This window comes from Methylobacterium sp. AC690 (assembly GCF_979256535.1).
Genome location: NZ_CEEDOX010000010.1, coordinates 24,051 through 49,916, shown reverse-complemented (window position 1 = coordinate 49,916; position 25,866 = coordinate 24,051). Strand labels below are relative to the sequence as shown.

Below are 25,866 nucleotides of genomic sequence, written 5' to 3'. Positions count from 1 at the left end.
GTGCCACTGCGCGGCATCCTCGTCCCCGGCCCCGCCGCACGCCGTCCCGCCGCGTGCGGGCCCGGGTTCGGCCTGCCCCTGACCGGAACCACCCGATGCGCCTGACCCGCCGGACTGCCACCTTCGCCGCCACCCTCGCCGCCTGCGCGGGTCTCCTCGCCGCCGGACCGTCCGCGGCGCAGACCGCCGCCCCGGTCCCGGTCCGCATCGGCGTCATCCCGGTGATCGGCGCGGCGCCGGTCTTCGTGGCCAACGGCGAGGGCTGGCTCAAGGAGGCGGGCCTCGCCCCCACCTTCACCACCTTCGAATCCGGCCCGAACATGATCCAGGCCCTGGCCTCCGGCACCATCGACGTCTACGTCGCGGGCGTCGCGCCGCTGGCCGTGGCCCGCACCAAGGGCATCGACGTGCGGGTGGTGGCCGCCACCGCCATCGAGGAGATGGTGTTCGTGGCGGGCCCGAAGCTCGCCCCCTACTTCGCCGACGGCGCCGACAAGGCGGAGGCCTTCGCGAAGTTCCGGGCCAAGGAGGGCAAGGCCGCCCGCCTCGCCACCCAGCCGGCGGGCTCGGTGCCCAACACCACCCTGCAGCACTGGCTCTGGCAGGTGGCCAAGGCCGACAAGGCCAATGCCGAGGTGGTGGCGATGGGCATCGACGCGACCCAGCAGGCGATGCTGGCCGGGGCCGTCGACGGCGCCTCGATCCGCGAGCCGGCGCTCACCATCGTGCAGATGCGCAATCCCGCCATCAAGCTGATCGCCACCGGGGGCGAGATGTTCCCCGACCAGCCGGGCACCGTGGTGGGCGTGTTCGGCGCCTTCGCCGACAAGAACCCCGCCGCCGTGGAGGGCCTGGTGACGGCCGTGATGCGCGCCACCGAGCTCCTGAAGAGCGACCCGGCCCGCGCGGCCAAGCCCGTGGAGGCGGCCCTCGGCAAGGGCATCACCGACACCGCGACCATCACCAAGGCGCTGACCTCGCCGGCCGCCCGGTTCACCGCCGATCCGCGCCAGATCATCGCGGCGACGAAGGCGATGCAGGCCTACCAGGTCTCCATCGGCACCCTCGACAAGGACGTGCCCCTGGAGGGCCTGTTCGAGCCGAAATACTACGAAGCCGCCACGAAGCGCTGAGGCATCCTGTCAGCCCCGGTCCCGGGCACGCCGCGCCTGGGTGAGCCCGCCGGAGCCCCGGGACCCGGATCGGCAACACGGCGCGGGGTCAACCGGCGCGAAACGAGACCGGCCCCGATCCGCCCTCCCCCAGGGGATCACGCGGATCGGGCCAACGGAGGCCGTCAGCGGGCCTACTCGGCTGCGAACAGCCCGGGCAGGCCGGATTCTGGGTCGGCCGGCGGGGACGCGGTGCCGGGCTTCGCCTCCAACGGTGCCTTGGGGTCGCCGGGTCCGGTCTCGCAGGCCAGGGCCGGCAGGGCGACGATGCGGTTGCCGCGGTAATCCATGCGGCAGACGATGGTGCCGCGGGTCTCCACGTAGGCGAGCAGGCGCCGGGCCCGGCCGGGCGAGCGGCTGCCGATCGCCCGCGCCAGGGCCTCGTCGCCGGGGCAGGGCTCGCCGGCGAGCGCCGCCCGGGCGAGGAGCAGGAACAGGCCCTGGACCTCGTCCGGCAGGGTGGCGGCGACCCCTTGCGCCTCCTCCCAGCGCCCGTCCGCCTCGTCCGGGGCGACGTCGGCCCCGTCGAACCCGGCGCGGGCGACGCCGAGGCGGCGGCGGAAGGCGGCCAGGCTGATCGCCTCGCCGTCGAGGCCGCGCATGCGGCAGCGCACGAGGAAGTCCTGGTAGACCACCGCCACCGGCTGGCCGCCGGCATCGGGGTCGGCGGCGATGCCCCGCAGGACCGTGTCGAGCCCGGCCCGGATCTCCTCCTCGCTGAGGGGCGTGGGCGCCTCCACCGGCTCGGGCCGGTAGGCGCTGAGCTCGCGCATGAGGTCGGCCGGCGTGGCCCGCGGCGCCGGCGGGGTGCGCGGCGCCGGCGCCCAGGCCTGCGCCGGCTCGTCGGGCGAGCGGGTGAGGATGAGGGCGCGCAGGTCCGCATCCGCCGGGGCGGGCAGCGGCACCAGCTTGGGCGAGCCCGAGCGCGCCGAGGTCGTCACCGGACCGATGCGCAGCGCCAGGGGCCGCCGGCTCAGGGCCGGGCCGAGGGCGACGAACTCGCCCCGCGACAGGTCGCGAAAGCGCTCGGCGCCGCGCCGGTCGAGGCCCAGGAGGTCGGCGGCACGGGCCATGTCGATGTCGAGGAAGGTGCGGCCCATCAGGAAGTTGGTGGCCTCGGCCGCCACGTTCTTGGCGAGCTTGGCGAGGCGCTGCGTCGCGATGATGCCGGCCAAGCCCCGCTTGCGGCCCCGGCACATCAGGTTGGTCATGGCGCCGAGCGAGGCCTTGCGGGCCTCGTCCGAGACGTCGCCCGCCGCCGCCGGGGCGAAGATCTGCGCCTCGTCGACCACGATGAGGGCGGGGTGCCAGTGGGTGCGCTCGGCCTCGAACAGCCCGCCCAGGAAGGCGGCCGCGGCGCGCATCTGCGCCTCCATGTCGAGGCTCTCCAGGGTGAGCACCACCGAGACCCGGTGCGCCCGCACCCGCGCGGCGATGGCCTGGAGGTCGGCCTCCCCGTGGGCCCCGTCCACCACCACGTGGCCGTAGGCCTCGGCCAGGGTGACGAAGTCGCCCTCGGGGTCGATCACCACCTGCTGCACCGCGCCCGCGCTCTGCTCCAGCAGGCGCCGCAGCAGGTGCGACTTGCCCGAGCCCGAATTGCCCTGGACCAGGAGACGCGTGGCCAGGAGCTCCTCGAGGTCGAGGCGCGCGGGCTCAGCCCCCGGCCCCATGCTCAGACCCATCTCGATGCCGACCGTCATGCCTGCTCCGGCTCTCGCCCCGGGGCTGGTTCCCCGGCGCGCCCTCAGCTCTCGCACGAAGGTCTTAACACGCGCGTCCGCCGGCGGGTCCGGCCCGCGCCGCCGGCATCCACAGGCCAGGGGCCGCACCCCGGGGGCGAGGGCGCCGGCCGGTCGCGATGTGTTCTTCTTTCGTTCGAGGTGCCGCGGTGGACCCCTGTATTCTGTCCTAGGCTTTTGTGCCTGTGTGTTTTGTCCTAGGTTCATTTCCTTATCCGGCGGCAGGTGTCCGGATGGACGCACGAACAAACGGGAAACATCGGCCTGTCCAAGCCTGATTGGCCATGATCGGCTATGATCGGCCGAGGACGGGCCCCGGCGGCCCGGCGATCGGCCGAGGACGCGCTGCGGCGGGCCGGCACCAACCGGCACTAAGTTGCACACGAATGCGGGAGAGGCCCTTGCCGCACGGGAGCCCCGACCCAGTTACTCCGGGCATGAACCCGATCCTCGTCGTCGCCCTCGTCTGCGCCTCCACCGTCCAGGCTCCGGATTGCTCCCGCGAGACGGCCCTCGACATCATCACCGGTCCGGCCCACACCCTGCAGGAATGCCTGGTGCAGGGACCGGTGCTCGCCGCCAGTGCCGGGCGCGGCAGCGCGGAGAACACCTACGTGAAGACGCGCTGCGAACCGCGGCGCTGAGCCGGCCGGAGCGGAGCAGCCGATGGACGATGTCAGCCCCGAGCGCGCGGTGATGATCCGCCTGCGGGCCCGCCTCGCGGTGGTGGAGCGCGCGGCCTGGTTCGGCCTCGTCCAGGCCATGCGCACCCAGCCGGCCGAGACCGAGGCCTATCTCGCGGCCGAGCGGGCCAAGTGCGCGGAGGGCTTCGGCCAGCGCGGCTGGGCCGCCGACCTGACGGAGGCCGAGCGCAGGATGCTCGGCGCCGAGGTCGATGCGGGCCTCGCCGGCCTCATCGCGGACGCCAAGGCCGAACTCGGCCCATCCTGAAACCGTCCGAACGCGGCCCATCCTGAAGCCGTCCGAACGCGGCCCACCCTGAAACCGTCCGAACGCGGCCGGCGCCGGAGCCGTCCGGTCGTCACCCGTCGAAGCGGTCGACCCAGGCCGGTGGCCCGGCCCATCCGGGCGGGACCGTGGCGCGATGCACCCCGATCGCCACCGCGCGGGCGAGGGTGCGCGCCGCCGCGTCGCCGATCCGCGCCAGGTCGATGACCGGGTCGGCGAGGGGAACCCGGCCGGTGGCCACGGCGAAGACGGCGTCGCCGTCGAGCGGCGTGTGGACCGGCTGGATCGCCCGGGCGAGGCCGTCCTGGGCCATCACGGCGAGGCGGCGCGCCTGCGCCTTGGTGAGGACGGCGTCGGTGGCGACCACCGCCAGGGTGGTGCTGGCCCCGGCCCCGGACAGGGCCTTGCGCGGCCAGTCGAAGGCGTCGGCCGGCATCGCGGCGGGGAGCCCGAGGCCGCCGAACTCGGCGCCGACCTCGTAGGGGCCGGCCCAGAAATGCGGCCCCGCCCCCACCGTCGCCCGGCCGAAGGCGTTCACCGCCACCAGGGCGCCGACGCGGATGCCCAAGCCCGCGACCGCCGCCGAGGCCGAGCCGATCCCGCCCTTCAGGTTGGCGGTGGCCGCCCCTGTGCCGGCGCCGACGGAGCCGAGGGCGACGTCGCGCGTCGCCGCCACCGCAGCGGCGTAGCCGAGGTCGCGATAGGGCGAGAACCGGCCCCAGGCCTTGTCGCCGCCGTTGAGGAGATCGAACAGGATCGCGGCCGGCACGATCGGGACCCGGGCCGGGCCGACGGGAAAGCCGCGCCCGGTCTCGGCCAGGTGGGCGGCGACGCCGGCGGCGGCGTCGAGGCCGAAGGCCGAGCCGCCGGAGAGCACCAGGGCGTCGATGCGCTCCACGCTGCGCTCGGGGTCGAGGAGGTCGGTCTCGCGGGTGCCGGGCCCGCCGCCGCGCACGTCGACGCCCGCCACCACGGGTTCGTCGAACAGGAGCGCGGTGACGCCGCTGGCGCGCCGCAGATCGGTGGCGTGGCCGACCCGAAGGCCGGCGATGTCGGTGATGCGGTTGGTCAGCACGGCGCCTCCCCGGAGGATGTCCCTCGCGATCCGCGGATCGAACCCTCCGCCTCGGGCGCCGCCGCGCGGTGGGCGTCGAAGCCGGTCGCAGCCGGTCCGGCCGCCTCGGAGCGTAGCTCCATCGCGGGCATCGTGTAATCCCCGCCGTTCTGGCGCCGGAACGGAATCGCCGGGATCGCGAACAGGGTCCGCATCCGGTCCTCCAGGGCCGCGGCGGTCCGGTCGAACGTGGCCGCGTCCATCCGGTCCGCCCGGTACACGACGAACGGCGGCAGCACGTCGTAGCCCGGATAGAACAGCACGCCGTGCTGGATGGGGAAGAGCAGGTCGTCGATCGGCCCGTTGATCCCGCGCGGGCCGTAATGCGACGGCCAGCCTCCGGCCGTGACCACGAGCATCGCGCGCTTGCCGGCGAGCGTGCCCTCTCCGTAGCGATCCCCCCAGCGTGTCTCGCTGTGCTCGCCGACGCCGTAGGCGAAGCCGAACGTGTAGACCCGGTCGATCCAGCCTTTCAGGATCGCCGGCATGGAGAACCACCAGAGCGGAAACGCCAGGATCAGGGCATCGGCCCAGAGCAGGTCGGCCTGTGCGGCGACCACGTCCTGCGTGAGGCGCCCGCCGGCGAACGCCGCGCCGGAGGCCGCGGGCACCCGCAGGCGCTCGGACGCCGGGAGGGCGGGGAAATCGCGCCAGTCGACCGCGGATTTCCAGTTGATGGCGTAGAGGTCGGTCACGCGGACCTCGTGCCCCTCGGCCAGGAGTGCGGCCACCGCCACGGCGCGCAGGGCGTTGGTCAGGGATGCGGCGTCGGGATGGGCGGAGACGACGAGGATCTTCATGCTTGCGGCTCACCGGAGGAGGGAGGCACGAGGCTAGGCGCGGCGCGATCCATCCGGTAGCTGACGGAAACGGATAGGATCATGCCGCGCAATGGATCGATCGGGCGTCACCCTGGAGCGCATGCGCAGCTTCGTGCGCGTGGCGGAGCGCGGCAGCCTGTCCGCGGTGGCGCGCGAGCAGCGCGTGGGACAATCGACCGTCTCGCGCCACGTGGCGGACCTCGAAAGCGTGCTCGGGGTCACGCTCCTCAACCGGACCACCCGGCGCGTCACCCTCACCGACGAGGGCCGGCGCTACCACGAAGAGGCCCGCACCATCCTGCGGCTGGTGGACGAGGCGACGGACGGGGCCCGGAGCGCCGGCGGCGGCCTGACGGGCACGATCCGGGTGTCCTGCACCGCGGCCCTGGGAATCCGGCACGTCTGCGGGATGGTCTTCGCCATCCAGGATCGCCACCCGGGGATCGTGGTCGACCTCAGCCTCTCCGACACCCGCATCGACCTCGTGCAGGAGGCGGTCGACGTGGCGATCCGGCTCGGCCCCCTCGCCGACAGCACGCTGCAGGGCCGGACCCTCGGCCAGTCACGCCGCATCCTGGTGGCCTCCCGGGCCTATCTCGCCGAGCGGGGCAGGCCGCGGACGCTCGCCGACCTCGCGGGCCACGCCGCGATCCGCATGAGCAACGTCGCCGGGAGTGCGATCGTCCCCCTGCGCGGGCCGGACGGCGCAGAGGTCCGCGTCCCCTTCGACGGACGCCTGCGGGTCGATCACGGCTTGGCGGCCCGCGAGGCCCTGGCGCGGGGGCGGGGCATCGCGGTCGCGCATCTCTGGCTCGTCGACGACCTGCTGGCGGACGGGACCCTCGAACAGATCCTGCCGGACGTCACCCCCGAACCCGTGCCCCTCTCCCTTCTGATGGTGCCCGGTCGCACGCGCATCACGCGCGTTCGCATGCTGGTCGATGCGCTCGCGGCGTCCCTGGCGGGGCTCCCCGGCCTCATCCGGGCGTGACCGCCGCGACCGCCCCCGGTGCGACGCCGCCGCTTCGGCGCCCGCTTCGGCGTCCTTTTCGGCGCCCTCTTCAGCCGGCCCGCGCCTGCCGGGCGGCGCGATAGGCGTCGGCGGCGTAGATCGCCAGCGCCAGCCAGATCAGCCCGAACAGCACCGCGCGGTGGGGCTCCAGCCGCTCGCCGTAGACGAGGGTGCTGAGGACGAGGAGGCAGGAGGGCGCGAGGTACTGCATCAGCCCGAGCGTCGCGAGGGTGAGCCGCTCGGCCGCCGCCGCGAACCAGATCAGCGGCAGCGCCGTGGTGGCCCCGGTGAGCAGCAGGAGGCCGGCCCGCACCGGGTCGCCCTGGATCACCGGCGGCGCGAAGGCCGTGAGGTAGATCAGCGCCACCGGCAGGAGCACCAGCGTCTCGGCGGCGAAGCCCACCATGGCGTCGACGCCGACGACCTTGCGGGCGAGCCCGTAGAGCGAGAAGCTGCCGGCCAGCGCGAGCGAGACCCAGGGCAGGCTGCCCGCCAGGGCGACGGCCAGGAGCACGGCGCCGGCGGCCAGCGCCACCGCCGCGGCCTGGACCGGCCGCAGGCGCTCGCCCAGCACCACGGCGCCCAAGGCCACGCTCATCAGCGGGTTGATGAAGTAGCCGAGACTCGCGTCGAGCATGTGCCCGGACTGCACGGCCCGGAGGTAGAGGAGCCAGTTCACGCCGATCAGCCCGGCCGACAGGACGAGGAGCCCGTGGCGGCGCACCAGGGGGAAGGGGTTCCGGATCCGGCGGCGCAGGGCCACGAGCAGGCCGGCGACGAGCAGGCTCGACCAGACGATGCGGTGGGCCAGGATGCTGGGGGCCGGCACGGCGTCGAGCAGGCGGAAATGCACCGGGACCACGAGGCCCCAGCTCAGATAGGCGCCGAGCGCGTAGATCAGACCCAAAGGCCGCCTCCCCTTGCCGCCGGCCCTTTGCCGGCCGCCTCGCCGCGGCCCGCGGGGGGACCGGGCGCGGCTTATAGCAGGCGTTCAGGGACCCGCCCGTGCGGGATGGCGCATGGCGGGGGCGCCCGGCGCGCTCAGCGGGTGCGCGCGAGGGTGACGGCGGGGTCGCCGCGCATCAGGGCGTTCAGGCGCTCGGTGTCGAAGCCCTCGGCGGCCTTCTTCACCGGCTTCGGGGCCGGCGCGGCGGCGACCCGGGCCACGGGCTTGGCCGGGGCCCGGCCCGCCGCCTCGCGGGCGGGGGTCTCGCGCGTGGTGGAGGCCTTGGGCACGGGGGGCCGGGTGACCGTCTGGCGGGCGACGGCGTCGCGCCCGAGGATGTCGCCGATCGAGGGTCCGGACTCGGCCGGGAGCGCGCCCGTCACGGTGGGCTCGGGCGGGCGGATCCGGGTGAGGGCGGCCACCGGCGCGGAGGCGGTGGAGGCCTTGGGGGCCGGGTGGTCGAGCCGGTCGACGCAGGCGAAGGCGATGACCAGGGCACTGCTGCCGAAGACGCTGCCGACGACGATGTTCCGCAGGATACGCAAGGGACGGGCTTCCCGGATACGCGAGTACCGGGATGGATTTAGCGGATCGGCGTTAACGAACCGGAGCGTCCGGTCTCGCGAACGGTCCTGCGCCGGCACAACTCCGCGCAGGCCGATGCCGGGCGATCACGCGTCTCCGCCATTTCGAAGGAGCGCATCCAACTGTTCCGCCTTCATCCGCTTGACGCGCTTCTCAACCCGACGGTCGTAGGTGCGATCGTTCGAATCGAGCCGGGATCGGGCCTTGCGGCCGTAGCGCTGGACGAAAAGCTGCAGGTCCGCAGCCTCTCGGGCCTTCCGGTCCATCAGCTTCGTCGACAGTTCCATCCCCGTGATCGTCCCAGACGATGCGGATGATGATGGACGCCTACGATTGCAACTCTCATTTGTAAATACGCCTTGCGGCCGTCCGAGCCCCTGCAGACCGTTGCAGGTTGCAGCCCGTCCATGACACGCGTCCAAGACACTCGTCCCTGACATGGGGCCTTCTTCCCATCCTCGGACATCGCTCGCCCTGAAATCCCCTCGTGGCCCTTGCGACGAGGATTTGAGAGAGAGAGCCTCCCATCCCTCAGAGAAGACGTGCGAGAAATCCCCGGGTGCGGGGATGCTCGGGGCGGTCGAAGAAGGCCTCGGGCGGCGCGACCTCGACGATCTGGCCCGCGTCCATGAACACCACCCGGTCGGCGACCCGACGGGCGAAGCCCATCTCGTGGGTGACGCAGAGCAGGGTCATGCCGCGGGCCGCGAGATCCGTCAGGGCGTCGAGCACCTCCTGCACCATCTCGGGATCGAGGGCCGAGGTCGGCTCGTCGAACAGCATCACCGCCGGGTCGAGGCAGAGGGCGCGGGCGATGGCCACCCGCTGCTGCTGGCCGCCGGAGAGCTGGCCGGGCATGCGGTCCGCCAGATCCGCGACGGCGAGGCGTTCGAGTTCGTCCCGCGCCCGGGCCTCGGCGGCCCGGCGCCCGATGCCGCGCCCGTGGATCGGCGCCAGGGTGCAGTTCTCCAGCACGGTGAGGTGGGCGAACAGATTGAAGTGCTGGAACACCATGCCGACGGCGCGCCGCACCGCCGGGAGGCGGGCCGGGGTGAGGTCGTGGCCCGCGACCCGGATCGTGCCGCCTTGGTAGGCCTCGAGGCCGTTGACGCAGCGGATCAGGGTCGACTTGCCCGAGCCCGAGGGGCCGCAGATCACGAGCCGCTCGGATTTCGCCACCGTGAGGGAAACCTCGCGCAGGACGTGGGCGGTGCCGAACCATTTGTTCACGCCGCGGAACTCGACGGCGGGGGTCTTGAGATCAGGGGTCGCGGGGCCGTCCATCACGACCGGCCCCCCTCGCCGGCGGCCAGCCGCCGCTCGATGAAGGCGGCGTAGCGCGCCATGGAAAAGCAGACCGCGAGGTAGAACAGGGCCGCGAAGGCGTAGGCGGTGGCGGGAATGGTCGGTGCCGACCAGCGCGGATCGGCGCGGGCGGCCTCCAGCACCCGGATGAAGTCGGCGATGCCCACGATGGAGACCAGGGTGGTGTCCTTGAACAGGCCGATCAGCGTGTTGACGATGCCGGGCACCACCACCTTGAGGGCCTGGGGCAGGATCACGAGGCGCAGGGCCTGGACCCGGGTGAGGCCGAGCGCCAGGGCCGCCCGCCCCTGCCCCGCGGGGATCGCCTGCAGGCCGCCGCGCACCACCTCGGCCATGTAGGCGGAGGCGAACAGCGCGATGCCGACGAGCGGGCGCACCAGCCGGTCCACGGTCAGGTCCCCGGGCAGGAACAGCGGCAGCATCACGTTGGCCATGAACAGCACGGTGATCAGCGGCACCCCGCGCCAGAACTCGATGAAGCCGATGCAGGCATAGCGCAGCACCGGCAGGTCGGAGCGCCGCCCGAGGGCCAGCAGGATGCCCAGCGGCAGGGCGGCGACGATGCCCACCAGCGAGACCACCAGGGTCACCAGGATGCCGCCCCACAGGCTGGTGGCCACGGGGGCGAGGGCGAGGACAGGGGTCCCCGCGAGCAGCCCGTAGGACAGGAGCGGGCCGACCAGGAAGACGAACACCGCCCCGAGGCCGCGGCGCGGCGCGTCGAGCCACAGCATCCAGACCGCGCTGAGCGCCACGAGGCCGAAGAACAGGTTCGGGCGCCAGCGCTCGGCCGCCGGGTAGGAGCCGTAGACGAGGTAGTTGATCTTGGCCCCGATGAAGGCCCAGCAGGCGCCGACCGGGCGCCCGGCGACCTCCGGGCGGCAGGCCTCGCCCGACCCCCCGCTCCAGACCGCGTCGGTGACGAGGAAGCGGAACACCGGCGGCAGCAGGAGCGCCAGCCCGGCCAGGATCACCAGGGTGGTCAGGGTGTTGCCCGGCCCCGAGAACAGGTTCGTCCGGAGCCAGCCGACGGGGCCGCCGGTCCGGCGCGGCGGCGGGGCCGGGGGCAGGAGGGTCTCGCGCACGATCGTCATGACACGGTTCTCATGGCACGATTCTCACGGGGAGATCCGCCTCATCGCGTCACCGGCGCCGCGCGGCGGTTGTAGGCGTTCATCAGAGCGGCGAGGCCCAGGCTCAGGGTCAGGTAGACCGCCATGGTGATCGCCACGACCTCCACGGCCTGGTTGGTCTGGTTGAGCACCGTGCCCATGAAGACGTGGACGAGGTCGGGATAGCCGATCAGCACCGCCAGGGACGAGTTCTTCGTCACGTTGAGGTACTGGCTGGTCAGCGGCGGCACGATCACCCGCATGGCCTGCGGGATGGTGACGAGGCGCAGGGTCTTGGCCCGGCTCAAGCCCAGGGCCGCCGCCGCCTCCCCCTGCCCCCGGGCCACGCTGTTGAGGCCGGCGCGCACGATCTCGGCGATGAAGGCGGCCGTGTAGGTGGACAATCCGAGGAGCAGCGCGGCGAATTCCGGCAGGATTCCGAGCCCGCCCTCGGGTCCGAAGGGGCCGGGGGACGGCCAGGCGATCCCGACCGGATGGCCGGCGAGGCCGAGCCCGATCCAGGCCAGGGCCGGCAGGCCGAGCACGAGGGCCAGAGCCGGCAGGCCGAGGGCGAGGACCGGGGCCGCGACCGGGCCGGGTTCGGCCCCGGCCGCGTCGCGCCGGGCCCTCCGGCGCATCCAGGCCCGCGCCCCGACGAGCCCCGCCACGAAGGCGGCGGGCACGAGCCAGGCGGCTCCGACAAACTCCGGGCGCGGCAGGACCAGCCCGCGCTGGCTGAGATAGGCCCCGCCCCAGGCCGCCGGGTCGCGGGCCTCGGGCAGCATCACCCGCACGGCCACGTACCAGACCAGGAGCTGGAGCAGCAGCGGCAGGTTGCGCAGGGCCTCGACATACGTGGCCGCCAGGGTCCGGAGAAGCCAGTTCGGCGAGAGCCGGGCGATGCCGACCGCGAAGCCGATGAGCGTGGCGAGCCCGATGGCGAGGCCCGAGACCAGCAGCGTGTTGAGGAGCCCGACCCAGAACGCGTCGAGGTAGGTCGAGGTCGCGGCCGCGTAGGGGATCAGCCGCTGGCCGATGTCGAACCCGGCGGCCCGCGCGAGGAAGCCGAAGCCGGCGGTGATGCCCTGGCGCGCGAGTTTTTCGGATGCGTTGGTGACGGCGAGACAGGCCAGCCCGGCGAGGGCGAGCGCGACGAGGACCTGGAGCGCGAGGGCCTGGAGCGCGAGGCCGCGCGCGGATCTCGGTGCCGATCCGGGCCTGGGCGGACCGGCCCTCACCGGATCGGCGGCCCGTAGTGCAGGCCCCCGTTGGTCCAGAGGGCGTTCAGCCCGCGGGGAATCTTCAGGGGCGTGCCGTCGCCGAGGTTGCGGGCGAAGACGTCGCCGTAATTGCCCACATGATGGACGATCCGGTAGGCCCAGTCGCCGGTCAGCCCGAGGCCCTGGCCGTACCGGCCCTCGAGGCCGAGGATGCGCTTGACGTCCGGGCTCAGGGTCTCGCCCCGGAGCCGGTCGACATTGGCCTGGCTGATCCCGGCCTCCTCCGCGTCGATCATGGCGTAGTGGGTCCAGGCGACGAGGTCGCGCCAGGCATCGTCGCCCTGGCGCACGCCGGGCGCGAAGGGCTCCTTCGAGATCGCCTCCTCCAGGATGACGTGCGCCTCCGGGTGCGCGGTCTTCAGGCGCTCGCCGTAGAGGGAGGACTTGTCCGTGGAGTAGGCGTCGCAGCGGCCGGATTCGTAGGCGCCGAGGGTCTGCTCGCTGTTGGCGAAGGTGACGACCTGGTAGCTCAGGCCCCGCGTGCGGAACCAGTCGGCGGTGTTGAGCTCCGTGGTGGTGCCCTGCTGCAGGCAGATCGTGGCCCGGTCGAGCTGCTTGACGGCGGTGATGGCCAGGGATTTCCGGACCAGGAATCCCTGCCCGTCGAAGAAGGTGATCACCGGAAAATTCATCGCGGCGGTGTCGCGCGACAGGGTCCAGGTCGTGTTGCGGGCGAGCACGTCGATCTCGCCGGATTGCAGGGCGGTGAAGCGCGCGGCCGAGGATTGCGGGATGAAGCGCACCGCGTCGGGATCGTCGAAGATGGCCGCGGCGAGCGCCCGGCAGAAATCCACGTCGAGGCCGTGCCAGCGCCCCTGCCCGTCCGGCATGCTGAAGCCCGCCACCCCGCCGCTGACCCCGCAGACGAGGTGCCCGCGGGCCCGCACCTGGGCGAGGGTGTCGGCTTGCGCGCGCGCCGCAGTCTGGGTCAGCGCCGGAGACGCGGCGAGCAGGGCGGCGAGGAGCGGGATCGGCAGGGATCGCATGCGCGCATTGCAGGGCATCGCGCGCCGGGGTCAAGCCGCCGGCCTCACACCTGGCCTCGCACCTGGCCAACCGACCCAACCCCGTCAAGCCGGGGCGCCGCGGGCGAGCCCGAAATGACGGGTTGGGTGGGACGGGGGCGCGGTTCCGCTTCCGACCCTGCGGCGCCCCGGCTTGACGCCGGCGCGCGCGCCGGGCTTCGGTCGCGGCACGTCCATCCCTCGCCCACCGGTGCCGATGTCGAACACCCCTCCCCGCGATCCCGCCCGCTTCGGGGCGAGCACCCGCCTGGTCCATGCGGGCCGCGACCCCTCCGCCCAGCACGGCTTCGTCAACACGCCGATCTATCGCGGCTCGACCGTGCTGTTCCCGACCTACGACGACCTCCAGCACCGGCGCGGGCGCTTCGATTACGGCACCTCGGGGACGCCGACCACCGAGTCCCTGACCCAGGCCTGGAGCGAGCTGGCCGGCGCCGCCGGCACCGTGCTGACGCCGTCGGGCCTCGCCGCCCTGACGGTGGCGCTGATGGCGGTGGTCTCGGCCGGCGACCACCTGCTGGTCAGCGATTCCGCCTACCGGCCGACGCGCATCTTCTGCGACGGCGTGCTGAAGCGCTTCGGCGTCGCGGTCGAGTACTACGATCCGCTGATCGGCACCGGCATCGCCGACCTGATGCGCGACACCACGAAGGCCGTGCTGGTGGAGGCCCCGGGCTCGCAGAGCTTCGAGATGCAGGACGTGCCGGCCATCGCCGCGGTCGTGCACGCGCGGGGTGCGGCCGTGATCATGGACAACACCTGGGCGACGCCGCTGCTGTTCCCGCCCCATGCGCGCGGCGTCGACATCGCGGTCGAGGCCGGGACCAAGTACCTCTCGGGCGGCTCGGACCTGCTCCTCGGCCTGACCTCGGCCAACGCCCGATACTGGCCGGCCCTGCACCGGACCTTCGAGCACTTCGCCATGTGCCCCGGCCCGGAGGACGTGTTCCTGGCCCTGCGCGGCCTGCGCACCATGGCGCTGCGCCTGCGCGAGCACGGGGCCCAGGGGCTCGCCATGGCGCGGTGGCTCCAGGCCCGGCCGGAGGTGGCCCGCGTGCTCCATCCCGCGCTGCCCGACGATCCCGGCCACGCCATCTGGACGCGCGACTTCTCCGGCGCCTCGGGCCTGTTCGGCGTCATCCTGAAGCCCGCCCCGGAGCGGGCCGTGGCGGCCATGCTCGACGGCCTCGAGCTGTTCGGGATGGGCTTCTCCTGGGGCGGCTTCGAGAGCCTCGTCATCCCGTTCGACTGCAAGGCCTACCGCACCGCCACCCAGTGGAATCCCGGCGGACCGGGCCTGCGCTTCCACATCGGCCTGGAGGATCTTTCGGACCTGCAGGCGGATCTCGACGCGGGGTTTTCGCGGTTGCGCGCCGCCCTGTGAGCAGCCGGGCGGCCCCGGCATCGCCCCCGAAAAACCTTGACAATATTCCTATTCTGTGGTTCCGTCCGGGCACTCGCCTTCCACACGGGAGGCCCTCCGGCGGACCGGGTCGGGGGGCTCGGGGGGAGGAGACGGCGCCCCGCGTCGATGGCCCGGTTTCGCCATCGCCCCGGGCCGCATCGGCGACGCAAGGCGTCTCGGACGGGAAGGCCGCACGGCTGCAAGGCCGCACGGCTGCACCCGGTCCCCTGAGGCGCACCGAGAGAGCGGACGGCCCGCCCACTACGAGGCGGGTTCGGGGCTTCGCGCCCTGATCAGACGGCCGCCGGACTGCGCCGCCCGCACGGGCGACGGGGTCCGGAGGGGGGCTGCCACCAGCCGGGTCGCCGGTGCCGAGAAGACGCCGTGACGAAAAGGATCGGCCCCGCAGGGGGCCGGGCCGAGGGACGCCGGGGGACCGGCATAGCAGTTTCGAAAACGTGGTCTCGCGGCGTCCCGCGTCTCCCGTTTCGCATCGGGTTTCTTTGGCCCTCCCCCGCGCCGAACCGGCGGCGGGGCCGCGTCCCCGTGGCCGAACCGGCGGCGGGCCGCCTGCCCGTGTCCGGGCCGCCCGGACGGGGCGTGCCCTCAGGGCGCCAGCCAGACCCCGCGCCAGCCGTCGGCCCGCGTCCAGGCGGCCCGCCGGTGGCCGCGCCGGTCGAGGTAGAGGAATTCGAGGCGGGCGAGCGTGACCACCACGGCGCAGAAGTTCGGCCGGCCCAGGGTCACGGCCGCCTCGGCATCCGGCAGGGTGTAGGCATCGCCCGTGGGCAGCACCGCCCCGGGGGCGGGGTCGGCGCCGTAGCAGACCCGGCTCATCGCCATCGCGCCGGCCCAGGCGGCCTCCGCGAGGGCGTCGTCGGTGTGGAGCGTCGCGGGGCCGGCGGCGCGGATCTGGATCTTCGCGTCGGAATCGTAGCCGTGCAGGGCCGCGATCCCCGAGGCCGCGATCTCGGACGCCTTGTCGGAGCGGCGGTCGCAGTGGAAGCGCAGGGCTCCGGCCACCGGGTCGGCCGCGCGCAGCACCACGGTGCGCACCTGCGGGTGTCCCCGCGCGTCGACGGTGGCCAGCGCCGGCATGTGGAAGGCGTTGCGGCGCAAGCGCGGCCCGTCTTCCAGCAGGCGCCAGACCTCGGCGCGGGCCGCGTCGAGGTCGTCGTGGAAGGGCGGCAGCGGCGTCATCGCGCCGGGGCACCGGCCCGGGCGGCGCGGCGCTCGCGCAGGATCAGGACGACGTTGCGCAGGTAGATGAAGGTCGAGAGGGCCTGTCCGAAGATGATCACCGGCTCGCGCCGCACGAGGCCGTAGACCAGGGTCATCAGGCCGCCCGCGATGGAGAGGAACCAGAAGGCCAGGGGCATCACGCTCTTGCCCGCCCGCTCGGAGGCGAGCCACTGCACCACGAAGCGGGCGCCGAACACCGCCTGGGCCAGGATGCCGAAGACCAGCCAGGCATCGAAGCGGGTGACGAAGACGTCGTAGACGTAGCCGCGCACGTCCTCGGCGAGCTGGATCAGCATGGCTCAGGCTCCCGTCACGTCCGTGACCCGCGGGGTGACCCGCTTGCGCCGGATCAGCCACCACACCCCGGCGAGGTCGAGGAGCCCGACCCAGAGGCGGTCGAACAGGCCGTATTTCGAGGTGCCGGTGAAGCGCGGCCGGTCGACCACGTCGCGGTGGACCACGCCGAAGCCCTCGCGGGCGACGAGGGCCGGCATGAAGCGGTGCTGCCCGTCGAAGAACGGGAGCGTGTGGTAGACGTCCCGGCGCACGAGCTTGTAGCCGCAGCCGGTGTCGCGGGTGGCGTCCTTCAGGATGCGGACCCGGACCCCGTTGGCGATGCGCGACTGGAGGCTCTTCAGCCGCCCGTCCTTGCGTCCGACGCGCTGGCCCTGGGCGAGGCCGACCCGCGCGCCGCCCGCCTCGATGGCCTGGAGCAGGGACTCCAGGAAGGCCGGGTCGTTCTGGCCGTCGCCGTCCATCAGGGCGCAGACCGGCGCCCGGGCCAGCGCGATGCCGCTGCGGATGCCGGCCGCCTTGCCGGCGGTGCGGTCGTGGCTGAGCACCCGCAGCCAGGGCCGGCCGACCCGGGCCGCCCGCAGGGCCTCGGCGGTGCCGTCGGTGGAGCCGTCATCGACGTAGATCACCTCGAAGGGCGCCAGGGTCGCGCAGGCGGTCTCGAGTTCGGCGACGAGGCTCGCGATGTTGCCGGCCTCGTCCTTCACCGGGATGATCACGGAGAGGCGCATGGGTGTTCGATCCGAGGAGGGTCAGGGCGTCACCGCGTAGGCCGAGAGGTCGACCCGGCGTCCGCCGTTGATGTTGAAGCCCGAGACGGTGCCGACCCGGTTCGGCGCCAGTCCGGCCGCCGCGGCCGCCGCGGCGAACTCCGCCGCGAACCGGCCTTCCACGTAGACGAGGCGGCAGCCGTCGCCCGGGCGCGGACCTTCACTGTTCGGCGAACTTGCACCGTTCGGCGAACTTGCGCCCTTCGGCGAACCTGCGCCCTTCGGCGAACCTGCGCCGTTCGGCGAACCTGCGCCGTTCGGCGACTTCGGCCCCTTGAGGAACTCGACGGCCTCGGTGCCGGTGCCGAGCATGGCGAGGTCGGTGCCGATCAGGAAGACGAAGCTCGGCTCGCGGTAGCCGAGGCTGGCCACGGCCGGCCGGGGGCAGGGCACGGCCTCGCGGAGCGCCGCGAGGCGGGGCGAGACCTTGAGGGCGGCCATCACCGGCTGGGTCAGGCCGAACACGGCCGGCGAGAGCAGCATCGCGGCCAGGATGCCGAGGCCGAGGGCGCGCTCGGGCAGGCCGCGGGCGAAGGCGTGCCAGGCCAGGGCCGCCACGGCGCTGGCGCCGAGCAGCAGGGGCAGTCCGGCCCAGGGCAGGGTCCGGTCGTAGGTCCAGGCGAAGGCCGAGAGGCCGAGGGTGAGGCCGACGGGGATCAGCACCACGAGCCCGGCGGTGAGGCGCGCGCCGCGGCGCTCGGGATGCAGGGCGCCGGCGGCCAGCGCCCGCACGGTGAGGATGGCGATGGCCGGCATCAGCGGCAGCACGTAGTGCGGCAGCTTGGTCGGCACGATCTCGAACAGGATCCAGGTCGGCACGATCCAGGCGAGGAGGAAGGCGATGGCGGGCTCGCGCCGGTAGCCCCAGGCGAAGGGCGCGCTCAGCGCCGCGAAGGCCGCGCCGGGCCAGAAGGTGCCGAAGAACGCCACCAGGTAGGCGCCGGGCGGGGCGAAGTGCTTCTCCGAGCCGCCCTGGACCTTGCTCAGCATGTCGTGGCCCACCGCCTCCCCGTAGAAGGCGCCGCCGCTCTTCCAGGTGATGGCCGCGAACCAGGGCGCCACGATCAGCAGGGTCAGCGGCAGGCCGAGGCCGGGCCGCAGGGCGCCGAGCCAGCGGGCGGAGCGCCAGCGGACGGAGAGGATCAGGGCCGGCAGGCCGCAGAACAGCGGCACCATCGGGCCCTTGATCAGGATGCCGAGGGCGAGGCCGAGCCAGAAGGCCAGCACCGTGGCGGTGTCGAGGGGCCCCGCGACGCCGTGCCCTCCGGCCCCATTTTCTCCGGCCGCATGTTCTCCGGCTGAATGCCCGTCCGGGCGCTCGCGGCGGAGCCAGGCGCGGGCGAGGCCGCCGAAGGTCGCCACCGCGCAGGCGCAGAGCAGCGCGTCGGTCTTGGCGAGGCGGGCCTCGGCCGAGAGCACGACGCAGGCCCCGAACAGGGCGGCGGCAAGGAACGCGCCCCGCCGGGGCAGGAAGACCAGGGCCGACCAGTAGGTGAGGAGCACCGCCCCGATGGCGCCCAGCAGGGACGGGATGCGGTAGAGACCGATGGTGGTGCGGGCGTTCGGCACCCCGAGCGCCTCGGCGGCGCCGACCACCGCGGCCTGGGCCCAGTAGATGCCCACCGGCTTCTTGTGCCGGGCCTCCGCCTGGAAGCGGATGTCGACGAGGTCGCCGGTCTCCAGCATCTGCTTGGAGGCCTGGGCGAAGCGCGGCTCGTCGCGGTCCATCGGCTGGAGCGAGGCGAGGCCGGGCAGGAAGCAGACGAGGCAGAGGGCCACCAGGAGGGCGCAGGCCCAGGCATGGCTCCGGGCCGCGGCGGACAGGAGGGTGTCCGGGAACGCGAAGGCGTCCCCGCGGGCCGGGCGGGGCACGGTGGCACGGTCGGTCATGCGGGCGGATGGGCCGTCAGGGGGGACATACGCGGCTCCGGACCGGCACCCGCCCCCAGGAATCCGGTCGATGATTCCGGCCGATGCCGCGAGGCCGGCGGTGTCGATGATGCGGCCGGGAATGTCAAATCCCCGGTTCCGCAGGGGCGCCGGCCGCCGCAACCGGCGCGCCCTGCCCCGCCCCCGACTCCACCCCGGCCCCGGCCCCGGCCGCGCGGAACCGCTGGCGGTAGGCCGCGGGCGCCACCGCCACGTGGCGGAGGAAGCTGCGCCGCAGGGTCTCCTCGGAACCGAAGCCGCAGCGCGCCGCGATGCGCTTCACCGGCAGCGCGGTCTCGGCCAGGAGCCGCCGGGCCGCCTCGACGCGCTGGCGCTCCAGGGCGCGGGCGGGGGTCAGCCCCGTGGCCGCCCGGTAGTGCCGGGCGAAGCCGCGCGGGCTCATGCCGGCCGCCTCGGCCAGGCGCGGTACGGTGAGGTCCTCGGCGAGGTGGTCGGCGATCCAGGCCTGGAGCGCCTCGAAGCGGGCGCCGCCCGGCACGGGCGACAGCACCTGCTGCGACAGGACGGTGCTGAACTGGGCCTGGCCGCCCGGGCGCTTCAGGAAGACGACGAGGTGGCGGGCGACCGCCAGGGCCGCGGCCTGTCCGAGATCGGCCTCCACCAGGGCCAGGGCCAGGTCGATGCCCGCCGTCACCCCGGCGGAGGTCCAGACCGCGCCGTCCCGGATGAAGATCGGGTCGGGCTCGACCCGGGCCTCCGGATGGCGCCGCGCGAGCGCGGCGCAGCGGGTCCAGTGGGTCACGGCCCGGCGCCCGTCGAGGAGGCCGGCCGCCCCGAGCAGGAAGGCGCCGGTGCAGACGGAGGCCACACGCCGGGCCTGGGGCGCCCGGGCGGCGATCCAGGCCGGCAGCCCGTCCGCGATCGCCCCGTCGACGCCGCGCCCGCCGGCGACCACGAGGGTGTCGACGGGGGCATCCGCCTGCGGAAGCGGCTCCGTCGCGAGGCCGAGCCCGGCGGAGCTCCGGACCACGCCGCCGCCCGCCGCCGCCACCCGCAGGGCATAGGGCGCCGGGCCGGCGCGGTCGTCGGTCGTGGCGAAGAGGTCGTTCGCGGTGGCGAACACCTGGAGCGGTCCCGACACGTCGAGCAGCTGCACCCCCGGGAAGGCGAGGATCTCGATGCGACGGGATTCGTCGCAGAGGGATTCGCGGCGGCGGGATTCTGGACGGAGGGATACGCGGAGCGGTTCGTCCGCGATGCGCTCTGGCAGGAAACGAGGTCTCGTTGTCATTTCGGCCAGAGCCTGCCGGGTTAGGGTCGTTCTGTCCAGACAACCGGAGACAGCCCGATGCCCCTCGAGATCGGCCTTCTGACCTTCCCCGACGTCCAGCAGCTCGACCTGACCGCGCCCTACGAGGTCTTCGTCGGAATCCCGGAGGCGCGGGTCCACCTCGTGGCCGCCGACCGGGGGCCGGTGACGAGTTCCACCGGCCTCGTGCTCGCCCCGACGCTGGCCATGGCCGACTGCCCGCAGCTCGACGTCGTCTGCGTGCCCGGCGGCCTTGGGGTGAACCCGCTGATGCAGGATGCGGCGGTCCTGGCCTTCCTGCGCGAGCAGGCGGAGGGGGCCCGCTACGTCACCTCCGTCTGCACCGGGGCCCTGGTGCTCGGGGCGGCCGGGCTCCTGCGGGGCCGGCGCGCCACCACCCACTGGGCCAGCCTCGACCTCCTGGCGGCCTTCGGGGCGATCCCGGTTTCCGAGCGGGTGGTGCGCGACGGCAACCTCCTCACGGGCGGCGGCGTCACCGCCGGGATCGACTTCGCCCTGACCCTGGCGGCCGAGCTCTCCGGGCGGCCGGCGGCGGAGGCGATCCAGCTCGGCCTCGAATACGCGCCCGCCCCGCCCTTCGCCGCCGGTACGCCCACCGCCGCCGGCCCGACTGTGCTGGCGGCCGTGCGGGGGCGCCTCGCTGCCGGCCGGGCCGAGCGGGAGCGCATCGTGGGCGCGATCACCGGGGCGACCGACATCGTCCCCTGGGGACCGACCGGGCCCTGAGCTGGGCCGCGCCGGTCCTTTCCGCGTTCTTAAACGTATTCTGCGCGCCTAGCGGGCGGCACCGGCGAATCTAAAGTGCGCGACCTCGGAACTGAACGACGTTGCCGGCCCTCGAGCACGGGAGTGGACCATGACGACGGGCATCGCCACCGGCGCGGGCGCGACGCGGCGGGCGGATCTCCCCGATGCCCTGCGCATGGGGGCGATGGGCGCGATCCTGCTCTTCATGCTGATCGGAGCCGATCCCTTCCTCGACGGGACGGCGGCGGAGAACGCCGCCTCGCGGGCCGGCGGCAACCTCGTCAACCAGGTGCTGTTCCTGGTCATGGCGGGCATCGCGGTGGCGGTGCTCGCCTGGCGCGGGCGCGAGGCCCTGCGCCCCCTGGCCACCCTGCCCATCCTGGCGATGCTGGCCTGGATCGGCGTCTCCACCGTCCTCTCGATCGAGCCCGCGGTCTCGGCGCGGCGCCTCGTCTCCCTCGTCATCATGTTCGGCGGGGTGGTGAGCGTGCTGGTGCTCGCCCGCGACGCGCGCCAGTTCGCCCACGTCCTCGGTGGCACCGTCCTCCTCGTGCTGGCGACCTGCTACCTCGGCCTCGTGCTGGTGCCCGAGCGCGCCATGCACACCGCCCTCGACCTGATCGAGCCCGAGCATGCGGGCAGCTGGCGCGGCGTCTTCTCCCACAAGAACGGCGCCGGCGCGGCCATGAGCCTGTTCATCATCGTCGGGCTGTTCTGGGCCGGGATGGGCCAGCGCCTCCTGGGCTCTGCGGTCGTGGTGCTGGCGGGCGTGTTCCTCGTCTTCACCAACGCCAAGACCTCGCTGCTCATGACCCCGGCGGTGCTCGGCCTGACCTGGGCCTGCACCCTCTCGGCCTCGGGTGCCTGGCGCCGCCTGGTGCTCCTCGGGCCCCTGGGGCTGCTGCTCCTGCTCACCGTGGGCTCGGTGATGTCGTCGGGCCTCGGCGCCCTGGTGGCGGGCCTGGCCACCGACCCGACCTATACCGGCCGTACCGAGATCTGGCGCTTCGCCCTCGACAACATCGCCAAGAAGCCGATCACCGGCTTCGGCTACGGCGCCTTCTGGGAGAGCGTGTTCTACGGCGGCGGCGGCGATGCCACGACCTGGGTCAACCGCGCCACCGACGCCCATGACGGCTACCTCAACACCGCCCTGGAGAGCGGCCTGCCGGGCCTCGCCCTCACGGTGTGGTGGATGGTGCTGGCCCCCCTCTCCGACCTCCAGGCCCAGCGCCGGTCCGAGGCCGGCCCCGCCCTCGACCCCCTGCGGCTGCTCTTCCTGCGGATCTGGCTGTTCGGCCTGATGGTGGGGGTCTTCGAGTCGGTGTTCTACCAGGCCACCAACGCGCTGTTCTTCCTCGTCGCCCTCTCGGTCTTCGGCCTGCGCTTCGGGGCCGCCGGGCAGGTCGTCGCGGAGTCCCCGCGATGAGCGCCCCCTCCCCGCCCGCCCATCCGCCGGCGGCGCCGCTGCCGGCGCTCACCGCCCTGCGCTTCGTGGCCGCCGCCTACGTGGTGGCGTTCCACTACGCGACCTTCTTCTTCGCCGACGCGGCGATCCCCGGGGCGGTGCGCCTCGGCTATTCCGGGGTGACCTTCTTCTTCCTGCTCTCGGGCTTCATCCTGGCCCATACCTACCGGGACGTGGACCTGACCGACCGCGCCGCCCGCGCGCGCTTCGCCTGGGCCCGGGTGGCGCGGGTCTACCCGGTCTACCTGGTCTGCCTCGTCCTCGCCCTGCCCTGGTTCGCCGCCTGGGTGGCGAAGTCCACCCCGCCCCTGCAGGGGCTGATGGCCGCGAGCGCGGTGCTGGCGCCGCTGGGCCTGCACGCCTGGGTGCCGGGGGCCGCCTGCGCCCTCGACTGCCCAAGCTGGTCGATCTCGGTGGAGGTGGTCTTCTACGCCCTGTTTCCCCTCCTGCTGCCCCTGGCGCGCCGGGCGCCCGGCCGCACCGCGCGGCTGACCCTCGCCGCCTGGATGGCCCTGACCGCCGGGACCGCCCTCGCCTTCGCGCGCTACGCCCCCGGCGTCTCGCTCATCGATCCGGAGGCGGGGGGCGCCGGCCCGGTGCTGCTGGCCCAGGCCATCAAGTACAACCCCCTGCTGCGCCTGCCCGAATTCGTGGCCGGGCTCCTCCTCTACGGGGCTTGGACCCGCTGGCGCCTGCCGACGCCCGCCCTCCTCGCCCTGGCGGCCCTCGCGGGCCTGGGGCTGGTGGCGGGGGCGCCCCACCTGCCCGCGGTGCTGCTCCACAACGGCCTCACGGCCCTGGCCTGGGCGCCCCTGATCCTGGCCGGCGCCCAGCTTCGCGGCGGCCCCCTGGTGAAGCCCGGCTTCGTCTTCCTCGGCCGGATCTCCTTCGCCCTCTACCTCATCCACGTCCCGGCCTACGCCCTGGTGAACAGCCTCGACCGGATCGCCCTCGGGGGCCGCCTCGCCGCCGCGCCCTGGCTCGGGGCGGGGCTCGCCGCCGCCCTGGCCCTGGCCCTGAGCGTCCTCCTGCACCGGGGCCTCGAGGAGCCGATGCGCCGGCGCATCCTGCGCTGGGCCGCGCGCCCGCGGAGCGCCGGCCCCGTCGCCGTGGGCTGAACCGCCCCCGTCAGGGAGCGTTCAGCAATCCCCCGGCAGGATCACCGTCCTCCGGCCTCCCGGCGGCCGGATGGTCAAAGACAACACAGGTCACACCAGCAGAAGGTCATGGCTTCATGTCCGTGAAATCGCTGTTTCACCCGAAATCGCTGTTTCGCACGATGCTCGCCCGCGCGACGCTGACCGCGTCGCTCGGTGTCGCGGGTGCCGTCGGCCTCGCCGCAGCCGCCCAGGCGGCGCCCCTCGCCCCGGCTCCCGCCGGGACGCTGACGGGTCCCGCCCTCGAGACCGTCGCCTATGGCTGCGGTCCAGGCTTCATCCCGAACCGGTTCGGCGATTGCCGGCCGATGTACCGCCCCGACGGATATTACCGTCCGCGGCCGTTCTACGGGCCCCGTCCCTTCTACGGACCGCGCTACGGCTACTACCGCCCGCGCCCGCGCCCGCCCTTCGGGCCCTATTTCTAGACTCGGACGCGTCTCGACTTCGAACCCGTCCCCCTTCCGGGCTTGTCCCGACACCAGACCGGGCGGCGGCGCGCCGCCCGCGTCACTTCGCTGCCGCGCGCCGGCGCCGTGCCGGGACTAGGACCCTTGGCCTGTCCCGAAACCCCGCACCCGGGGAACTCCCATGCGCGCGCTCCTCCTCCTTGGTCCGTTCCTGATCGGCCCGTTCCTGATCGGCCTGTCGGCGATCGTCCTCCCGGGTACCGCCAGGGCCGAGACGGTGCTGCCCACGGTCGACGCGGCCAACACCCGCTATTCGGATCTCGACCAGATCACCGCCGCCAATGTCGGCCGGCTCCGGGTGGCCTGGACCTTCTCCACCGGCGTGCTGCGCGGCCACGAGGGGGCGCCCCTGGTGGTGGACGGGATGATGTACGTCCACACCCCCTTCCCCAACACCGTCACGGCCCTCGATCTCGACCAGGACGGGCGCATCCTCTGGCGCTACGAACCGAAGCAGGACCCGGGGGTGATGCCGCTCCTGTGCTGCGACACGGTCCATCGCGGACTCGCCTATGCCGACGGCGCCCTCTTCCTGCAGCAGGCCGACACCACCCTGGTCTCCCTCGACGCGAGGACCGGCCGGGTGAACTGGTCGGTCCGCAACGGCGACCCGGCCCGGGGCGAGACCAACACCGCCGCCGTGCTGCCGGTGAAGGGCAAGGTCCTGGTGGGCCTCTCGGGGGGCGAGTTCGGGGTCCAGTGCCACGTCACCGCCTACGACGCCCAGACCGGCGCCCGGCTCTGGCGCGCCACCGCGACGGGCACCGACGAACAGATGCGGGTCGACCCCACGCGCACGACGGCGCTCGGCAAGCCGGTCGGCCCGAATTCCTCCCTGAAGAGCTGGGAGGGCGACCAGTGGAAGACCGGCGGCGCCTGTGCCTGGGGCTGGTTCGCCTACGATCCGGGCCTCAACCTCGTCTATTACGGCACCGGCAATCCCTCGACCTGGAATCCGCGCCAGCGCCCCGGCGACAACCGCTGGGCGACGTCGATCGTGGCCCGCGACCCCGACACCGGCATCGCCCGCTGGCTCTACCAGATGACGCCCCACGACGAGTGGGACTACGACGGCGTCAACGAGATGATCCTCACGGACCAGAAAATTGACGGCGTCACCCGCCCGCTCCTGACCCATTTCGACCGCAACGGCTTCGGCTACACCCTCGACCGCGCCACCGGCGAACTGCTGGTGGCGCAGAAGTTCGACCGCTCCGTGAACTGGGCGAGCCACGTGGATCTCGACCGGGCCTCGCCGGATTACGGCCGCCCGGTCCGCGACCCGCGCTATTCCCCGGAAGCCACCGGCGAGGACGAGACCACCACGGGCATCTGCCCCGGCGCCATCGGGGCCAAGAACCAGCAGCCGGCGGCCTATTCCCCGCGCACCCGGCTGTTCTACGTGCCGACCAACCACATCTGCATGGATTACGAGCCATTCCAGGTCAGCTACACCCCCGGCCTGCCCTATGTGGGCGCCACCGTGAGCCTGCACCCGGCCCCCGACGATCCCCGCACCGGCACCCTGACCGCCTGGGACGGGGTCGCGGGCGCGATCCGCTGGTCGATCCCCGAGCCGTTCTCGGTCTGGTCCGGGGTGCTCGCCACCGCCGGGGACGTGGTCTTCTACGGCACCCTGGAGGGCTACCTGAAGGCCGTGGACGCCCGCTCGGGACGCGAGCTCTACCGCTTCAAGACTCCCTCAGGCATCATCGGCAACGTCACCACCTACCGCCATCGGGGCCGGCAATACGTGGCCGTGCTCTCCGGCGTCGGCGGCTGGGCCGGAATCGGCCTCGCGGCCGGGCTCACCGACCCGAACGACGGCGCCGGGGCGGTGGGCGGCTACGCCGCCCTGTCGCGCTACACGGCGCTCGGCGGCCAGCTCACCGTGTTCGCCCTGCCCGAGTGATCTTCGCCCTGCCCGAAATCCCTGCCCCGGAAGTCCCTGCCCCAAATCATCTTTGGGGAGCGCCGGGGATCTTTCGG

At 73.6% G+C, this 25,866-nt stretch carries 25 protein-coding genes; 10 read left to right on the top strand and 15 right to left on the bottom strand.

Translation table 11 applies throughout. The annotated features are described in order from the left end of the window. Window positions 1-95: 95 nt before the first annotated feature. Window positions 96-1,133, top strand: coding sequence for an ABC transporter substrate-binding protein (locus AC0IY1_RS13080; protein WP_471770074.1), 1,038 nt, complete (start codon window positions 96-98; stop codon window positions 1,131-1,133). 173 nt (window positions 1,134-1,306) lie between these two features. Here AC0IY1_RS13080 and AC0IY1_RS13075 read toward each other — a convergent pair whose 3' ends face one another. Next, a complete protein-coding gene (locus AC0IY1_RS13075) occupies window positions 1,307-2,875 on the bottom strand; it encodes a helicase HerA domain-containing protein (protein ID WP_055949093.1) in 1,569 nt (522 codons plus the stop codon). Window positions 2,876-3,351: 476 nt separating this feature from the next. Here AC0IY1_RS13075 and AC0IY1_RS13070 point away from each other — a divergent pair, with 476 nt between their 5' ends. Then, window positions 3,352-3,558 (top strand): hypothetical protein, encoded by a 207-nt coding sequence (locus AC0IY1_RS13070; RefSeq protein WP_055949090.1) that lies wholly within the window; start codon window positions 3,352-3,354, stop codon window positions 3,556-3,558. A gap of 22 nt (window positions 3,559-3,580) precedes the next feature. Further along, the gene (locus tag AC0IY1_RS13065) at window positions 3,581-3,865 is read left to right on the top strand and encodes a hypothetical protein (protein WP_103709432.1); all 285 of its coding nucleotides are present in this window, start codon (window positions 3,581-3,583) and stop codon (window positions 3,863-3,865) included. Between the two features lie 91 nt (window positions 3,866-3,956). On the opposite strand, the gene AC0IY1_RS13060 is transcribed toward AC0IY1_RS13065, so the two are convergent. Then, window positions 3,957-4,958 carry a P1 family peptidase gene (locus AC0IY1_RS13060; RefSeq protein WP_471770072.1) on the bottom strand — a complete coding sequence of 334 codons (1,002 nt, stop codon included), beginning with the start codon at window positions 4,956-4,958 and terminating at the stop codon, window positions 3,957-3,959. Then, window positions 4,952-5,797, bottom strand: a complete 846-nt coding sequence (locus AC0IY1_RS13055) for an NAD(P)H-dependent oxidoreductase (protein WP_471770070.1) — start codon at window positions 5,795-5,797, stop codon at window positions 4,952-4,954. Before AC0IY1_RS13055 ends, AC0IY1_RS13060 begins: the two co-directional genes overlap by 7 nt. A 91-nt stretch (window positions 5,798-5,888) precedes the next feature. Between AC0IY1_RS13055 and AC0IY1_RS13050 the strand changes: the two genes are divergently transcribed. Beyond that, entirely contained in the window at window positions 5,889-6,809 is a 921-nt protein-coding gene (locus tag AC0IY1_RS13050) for a LysR family transcriptional regulator (protein ID WP_471770068.1), read from the top strand. 70 nt (window positions 6,810-6,879) lie between these two features. Here the strand turns inward: AC0IY1_RS13050 and rarD are convergent, their stop codons facing one another. From rarD to AC0IY1_RS13015, 7 genes are all read right to left on the bottom strand, one after another. Beyond that, entirely contained in the window at window positions 6,880-7,737 is an 858-nt protein-coding gene (gene rarD, locus AC0IY1_RS13045; protein ID WP_471770066.1) for an EamA family transporter RarD, read from the bottom strand. A 134-nt stretch (window positions 7,738-7,871) separates the two neighbouring features. After that, window positions 7,872-8,321: a hypothetical protein gene (locus AC0IY1_RS13040; RefSeq protein WP_471770064.1), complete on the bottom strand. Its 450-nt coding sequence runs from the start codon at window positions 8,319-8,321 to the stop codon at window positions 7,872-7,874. Between the two features lie 126 nt (window positions 8,322-8,447). Continuing rightward, a complete protein-coding gene (locus AC0IY1_RS13035) occupies window positions 8,448-8,648 on the bottom strand; it encodes a hypothetical protein (protein ID WP_471770062.1) in 201 nt (66 codons plus the stop codon). 244 nt (window positions 8,649-8,892) lie between these two features. Further along, window positions 8,893-9,645, bottom strand: a complete 753-nt coding sequence (locus AC0IY1_RS13030) for an amino acid ABC transporter ATP-binding protein (protein WP_471770224.1) — start codon at window positions 9,643-9,645, stop codon at window positions 8,893-8,895. Beyond that, complete coding sequence (locus AC0IY1_RS13025) at window positions 9,645-10,781, bottom strand: amino acid ABC transporter permease (protein ID WP_471770060.1); 1,137 nt, start codon at window positions 10,779-10,781, stop codon at window positions 9,645-9,647. Before AC0IY1_RS13025 ends, AC0IY1_RS13030 begins: the two co-directional genes overlap by 1 nt. Before the next feature lie 41 nt (window positions 10,782-10,822). Next, entirely contained in the window at window positions 10,823-12,037 is a 1,215-nt protein-coding gene (locus AC0IY1_RS13020) for an amino acid ABC transporter permease (protein WP_471770058.1), read from the bottom strand. Then, the gene (locus AC0IY1_RS13015) at window positions 12,034-13,065 is read right to left on the bottom strand and encodes an amino acid ABC transporter substrate-binding protein (protein ID WP_471770055.1); all 1,032 of its coding nucleotides are present in this window, start codon (window positions 13,063-13,065) and stop codon (window positions 12,034-12,036) included. The genes AC0IY1_RS13020 and AC0IY1_RS13015 overlap by 4 nt, the downstream gene beginning before the upstream one ends. 235 nt (window positions 13,066-13,300) lie before the next feature. Between AC0IY1_RS13015 and metC the strand changes: the two genes are divergently transcribed. Then, window positions 13,301-14,488: a cystathionine beta-lyase gene (metC, locus tag AC0IY1_RS13010; protein WP_471770053.1), complete on the top strand. Its 1,188-nt coding sequence runs from the start codon at window positions 13,301-13,303 to the stop codon at window positions 14,486-14,488. Between the two features lie 627 nt (window positions 14,489-15,115). On the opposite strand, the gene AC0IY1_RS13005 is transcribed toward metC, so the two are convergent. The 5 genes from AC0IY1_RS13005 to AC0IY1_RS12985 all read right to left on the bottom strand — a co-directional run bounded on the left by AC0IY1_RS13005 (window position 15,116) and on the right by AC0IY1_RS12985 (window position 19,996). Further along, window positions 15,116-15,709 (bottom strand): pyridoxamine 5'-phosphate oxidase family protein, encoded by a 594-nt coding sequence (locus tag AC0IY1_RS13005; protein ID WP_471770051.1) that lies wholly within the window; start codon window positions 15,707-15,709, stop codon window positions 15,116-15,118. Beyond that, window positions 15,706-16,047 carry a lipid-A-disaccharide synthase N-terminal domain-containing protein gene (locus AC0IY1_RS13000; protein WP_055949066.1) on the bottom strand — a complete coding sequence of 114 codons (342 nt, stop codon included), beginning with the start codon at window positions 16,045-16,047 and terminating at the stop codon, window positions 15,706-15,708. Before AC0IY1_RS13000 ends, AC0IY1_RS13005 begins: the two co-directional genes overlap by 4 nt. 3 nt (window positions 16,048-16,050) lie before the next feature. Then, complete coding sequence (locus tag AC0IY1_RS12995; protein WP_103709444.1) at window positions 16,051-16,776, bottom strand: glycosyltransferase; 726 nt, start codon at window positions 16,774-16,776, stop codon at window positions 16,051-16,053. A 21-nt stretch (window positions 16,777-16,797) separates the two neighbouring features. Beyond that, window positions 16,798-18,705 carry an ArnT family glycosyltransferase gene (locus AC0IY1_RS12990; protein ID WP_471770049.1) on the bottom strand — a complete coding sequence of 636 codons (1,908 nt, stop codon included), beginning with the start codon at window positions 18,703-18,705 and terminating at the stop codon, window positions 16,798-16,800. A gap of 124 nt (window positions 18,706-18,829) precedes the next feature. After that, window positions 18,830-19,996, bottom strand: a complete 1,167-nt coding sequence (locus AC0IY1_RS12985; protein ID WP_471770047.1) for a GlxA family transcriptional regulator — start codon at window positions 19,994-19,996, stop codon at window positions 18,830-18,832. A 57-nt stretch (window positions 19,997-20,053) separates the two neighbouring features. Here AC0IY1_RS12985 and AC0IY1_RS12980 point away from each other — a divergent pair, with 57 nt between their 5' ends. The 5 genes from AC0IY1_RS12980 to AC0IY1_RS12960 all read left to right on the top strand — a co-directional run bounded on the left by AC0IY1_RS12980 (window position 20,054) and on the right by AC0IY1_RS12960 (window position 25,789). Next, a complete protein-coding gene (locus AC0IY1_RS12980; RefSeq protein ID WP_471770045.1) occupies window positions 20,054-20,761 on the top strand; it encodes a DJ-1/PfpI family protein in 708 nt (235 codons plus the stop codon). Window positions 20,762-20,891: 130 nt separating this feature from the next. Continuing rightward, the gene (locus tag AC0IY1_RS12975; protein WP_471770042.1) at window positions 20,892-22,211 is read left to right on the top strand and encodes an O-antigen ligase family protein; all 1,320 of its coding nucleotides are present in this window, start codon (window positions 20,892-20,894) and stop codon (window positions 22,209-22,211) included. Continuing rightward, window positions 22,208-23,368: an acyltransferase family protein gene (locus AC0IY1_RS12970; protein WP_471770040.1), complete on the top strand. Its 1,161-nt coding sequence runs from the start codon at window positions 22,208-22,210 to the stop codon at window positions 23,366-23,368. Before AC0IY1_RS12975 ends, AC0IY1_RS12970 begins: the two co-directional genes overlap by 4 nt. A 161-nt stretch (window positions 23,369-23,529) precedes the next feature. Then, the gene (locus AC0IY1_RS12965) at window positions 23,530-23,835 is read left to right on the top strand and encodes a GCG_CRPN prefix-to-repeats domain-containing protein (RefSeq protein WP_055949227.1); all 306 of its coding nucleotides are present in this window, start codon (window positions 23,530-23,532) and stop codon (window positions 23,833-23,835) included. A 163-nt stretch (window positions 23,836-23,998) separates the two neighbouring features. Beyond that, window positions 23,999-25,789 carry a methanol/ethanol family PQQ-dependent dehydrogenase gene (locus AC0IY1_RS12960; protein WP_471770037.1) on the top strand — a complete coding sequence of 597 codons (1,791 nt, stop codon included), beginning with the start codon at window positions 23,999-24,001 and terminating at the stop codon, window positions 25,787-25,789. Window positions 25,790-25,866: the final 77 nt, after the last annotated feature.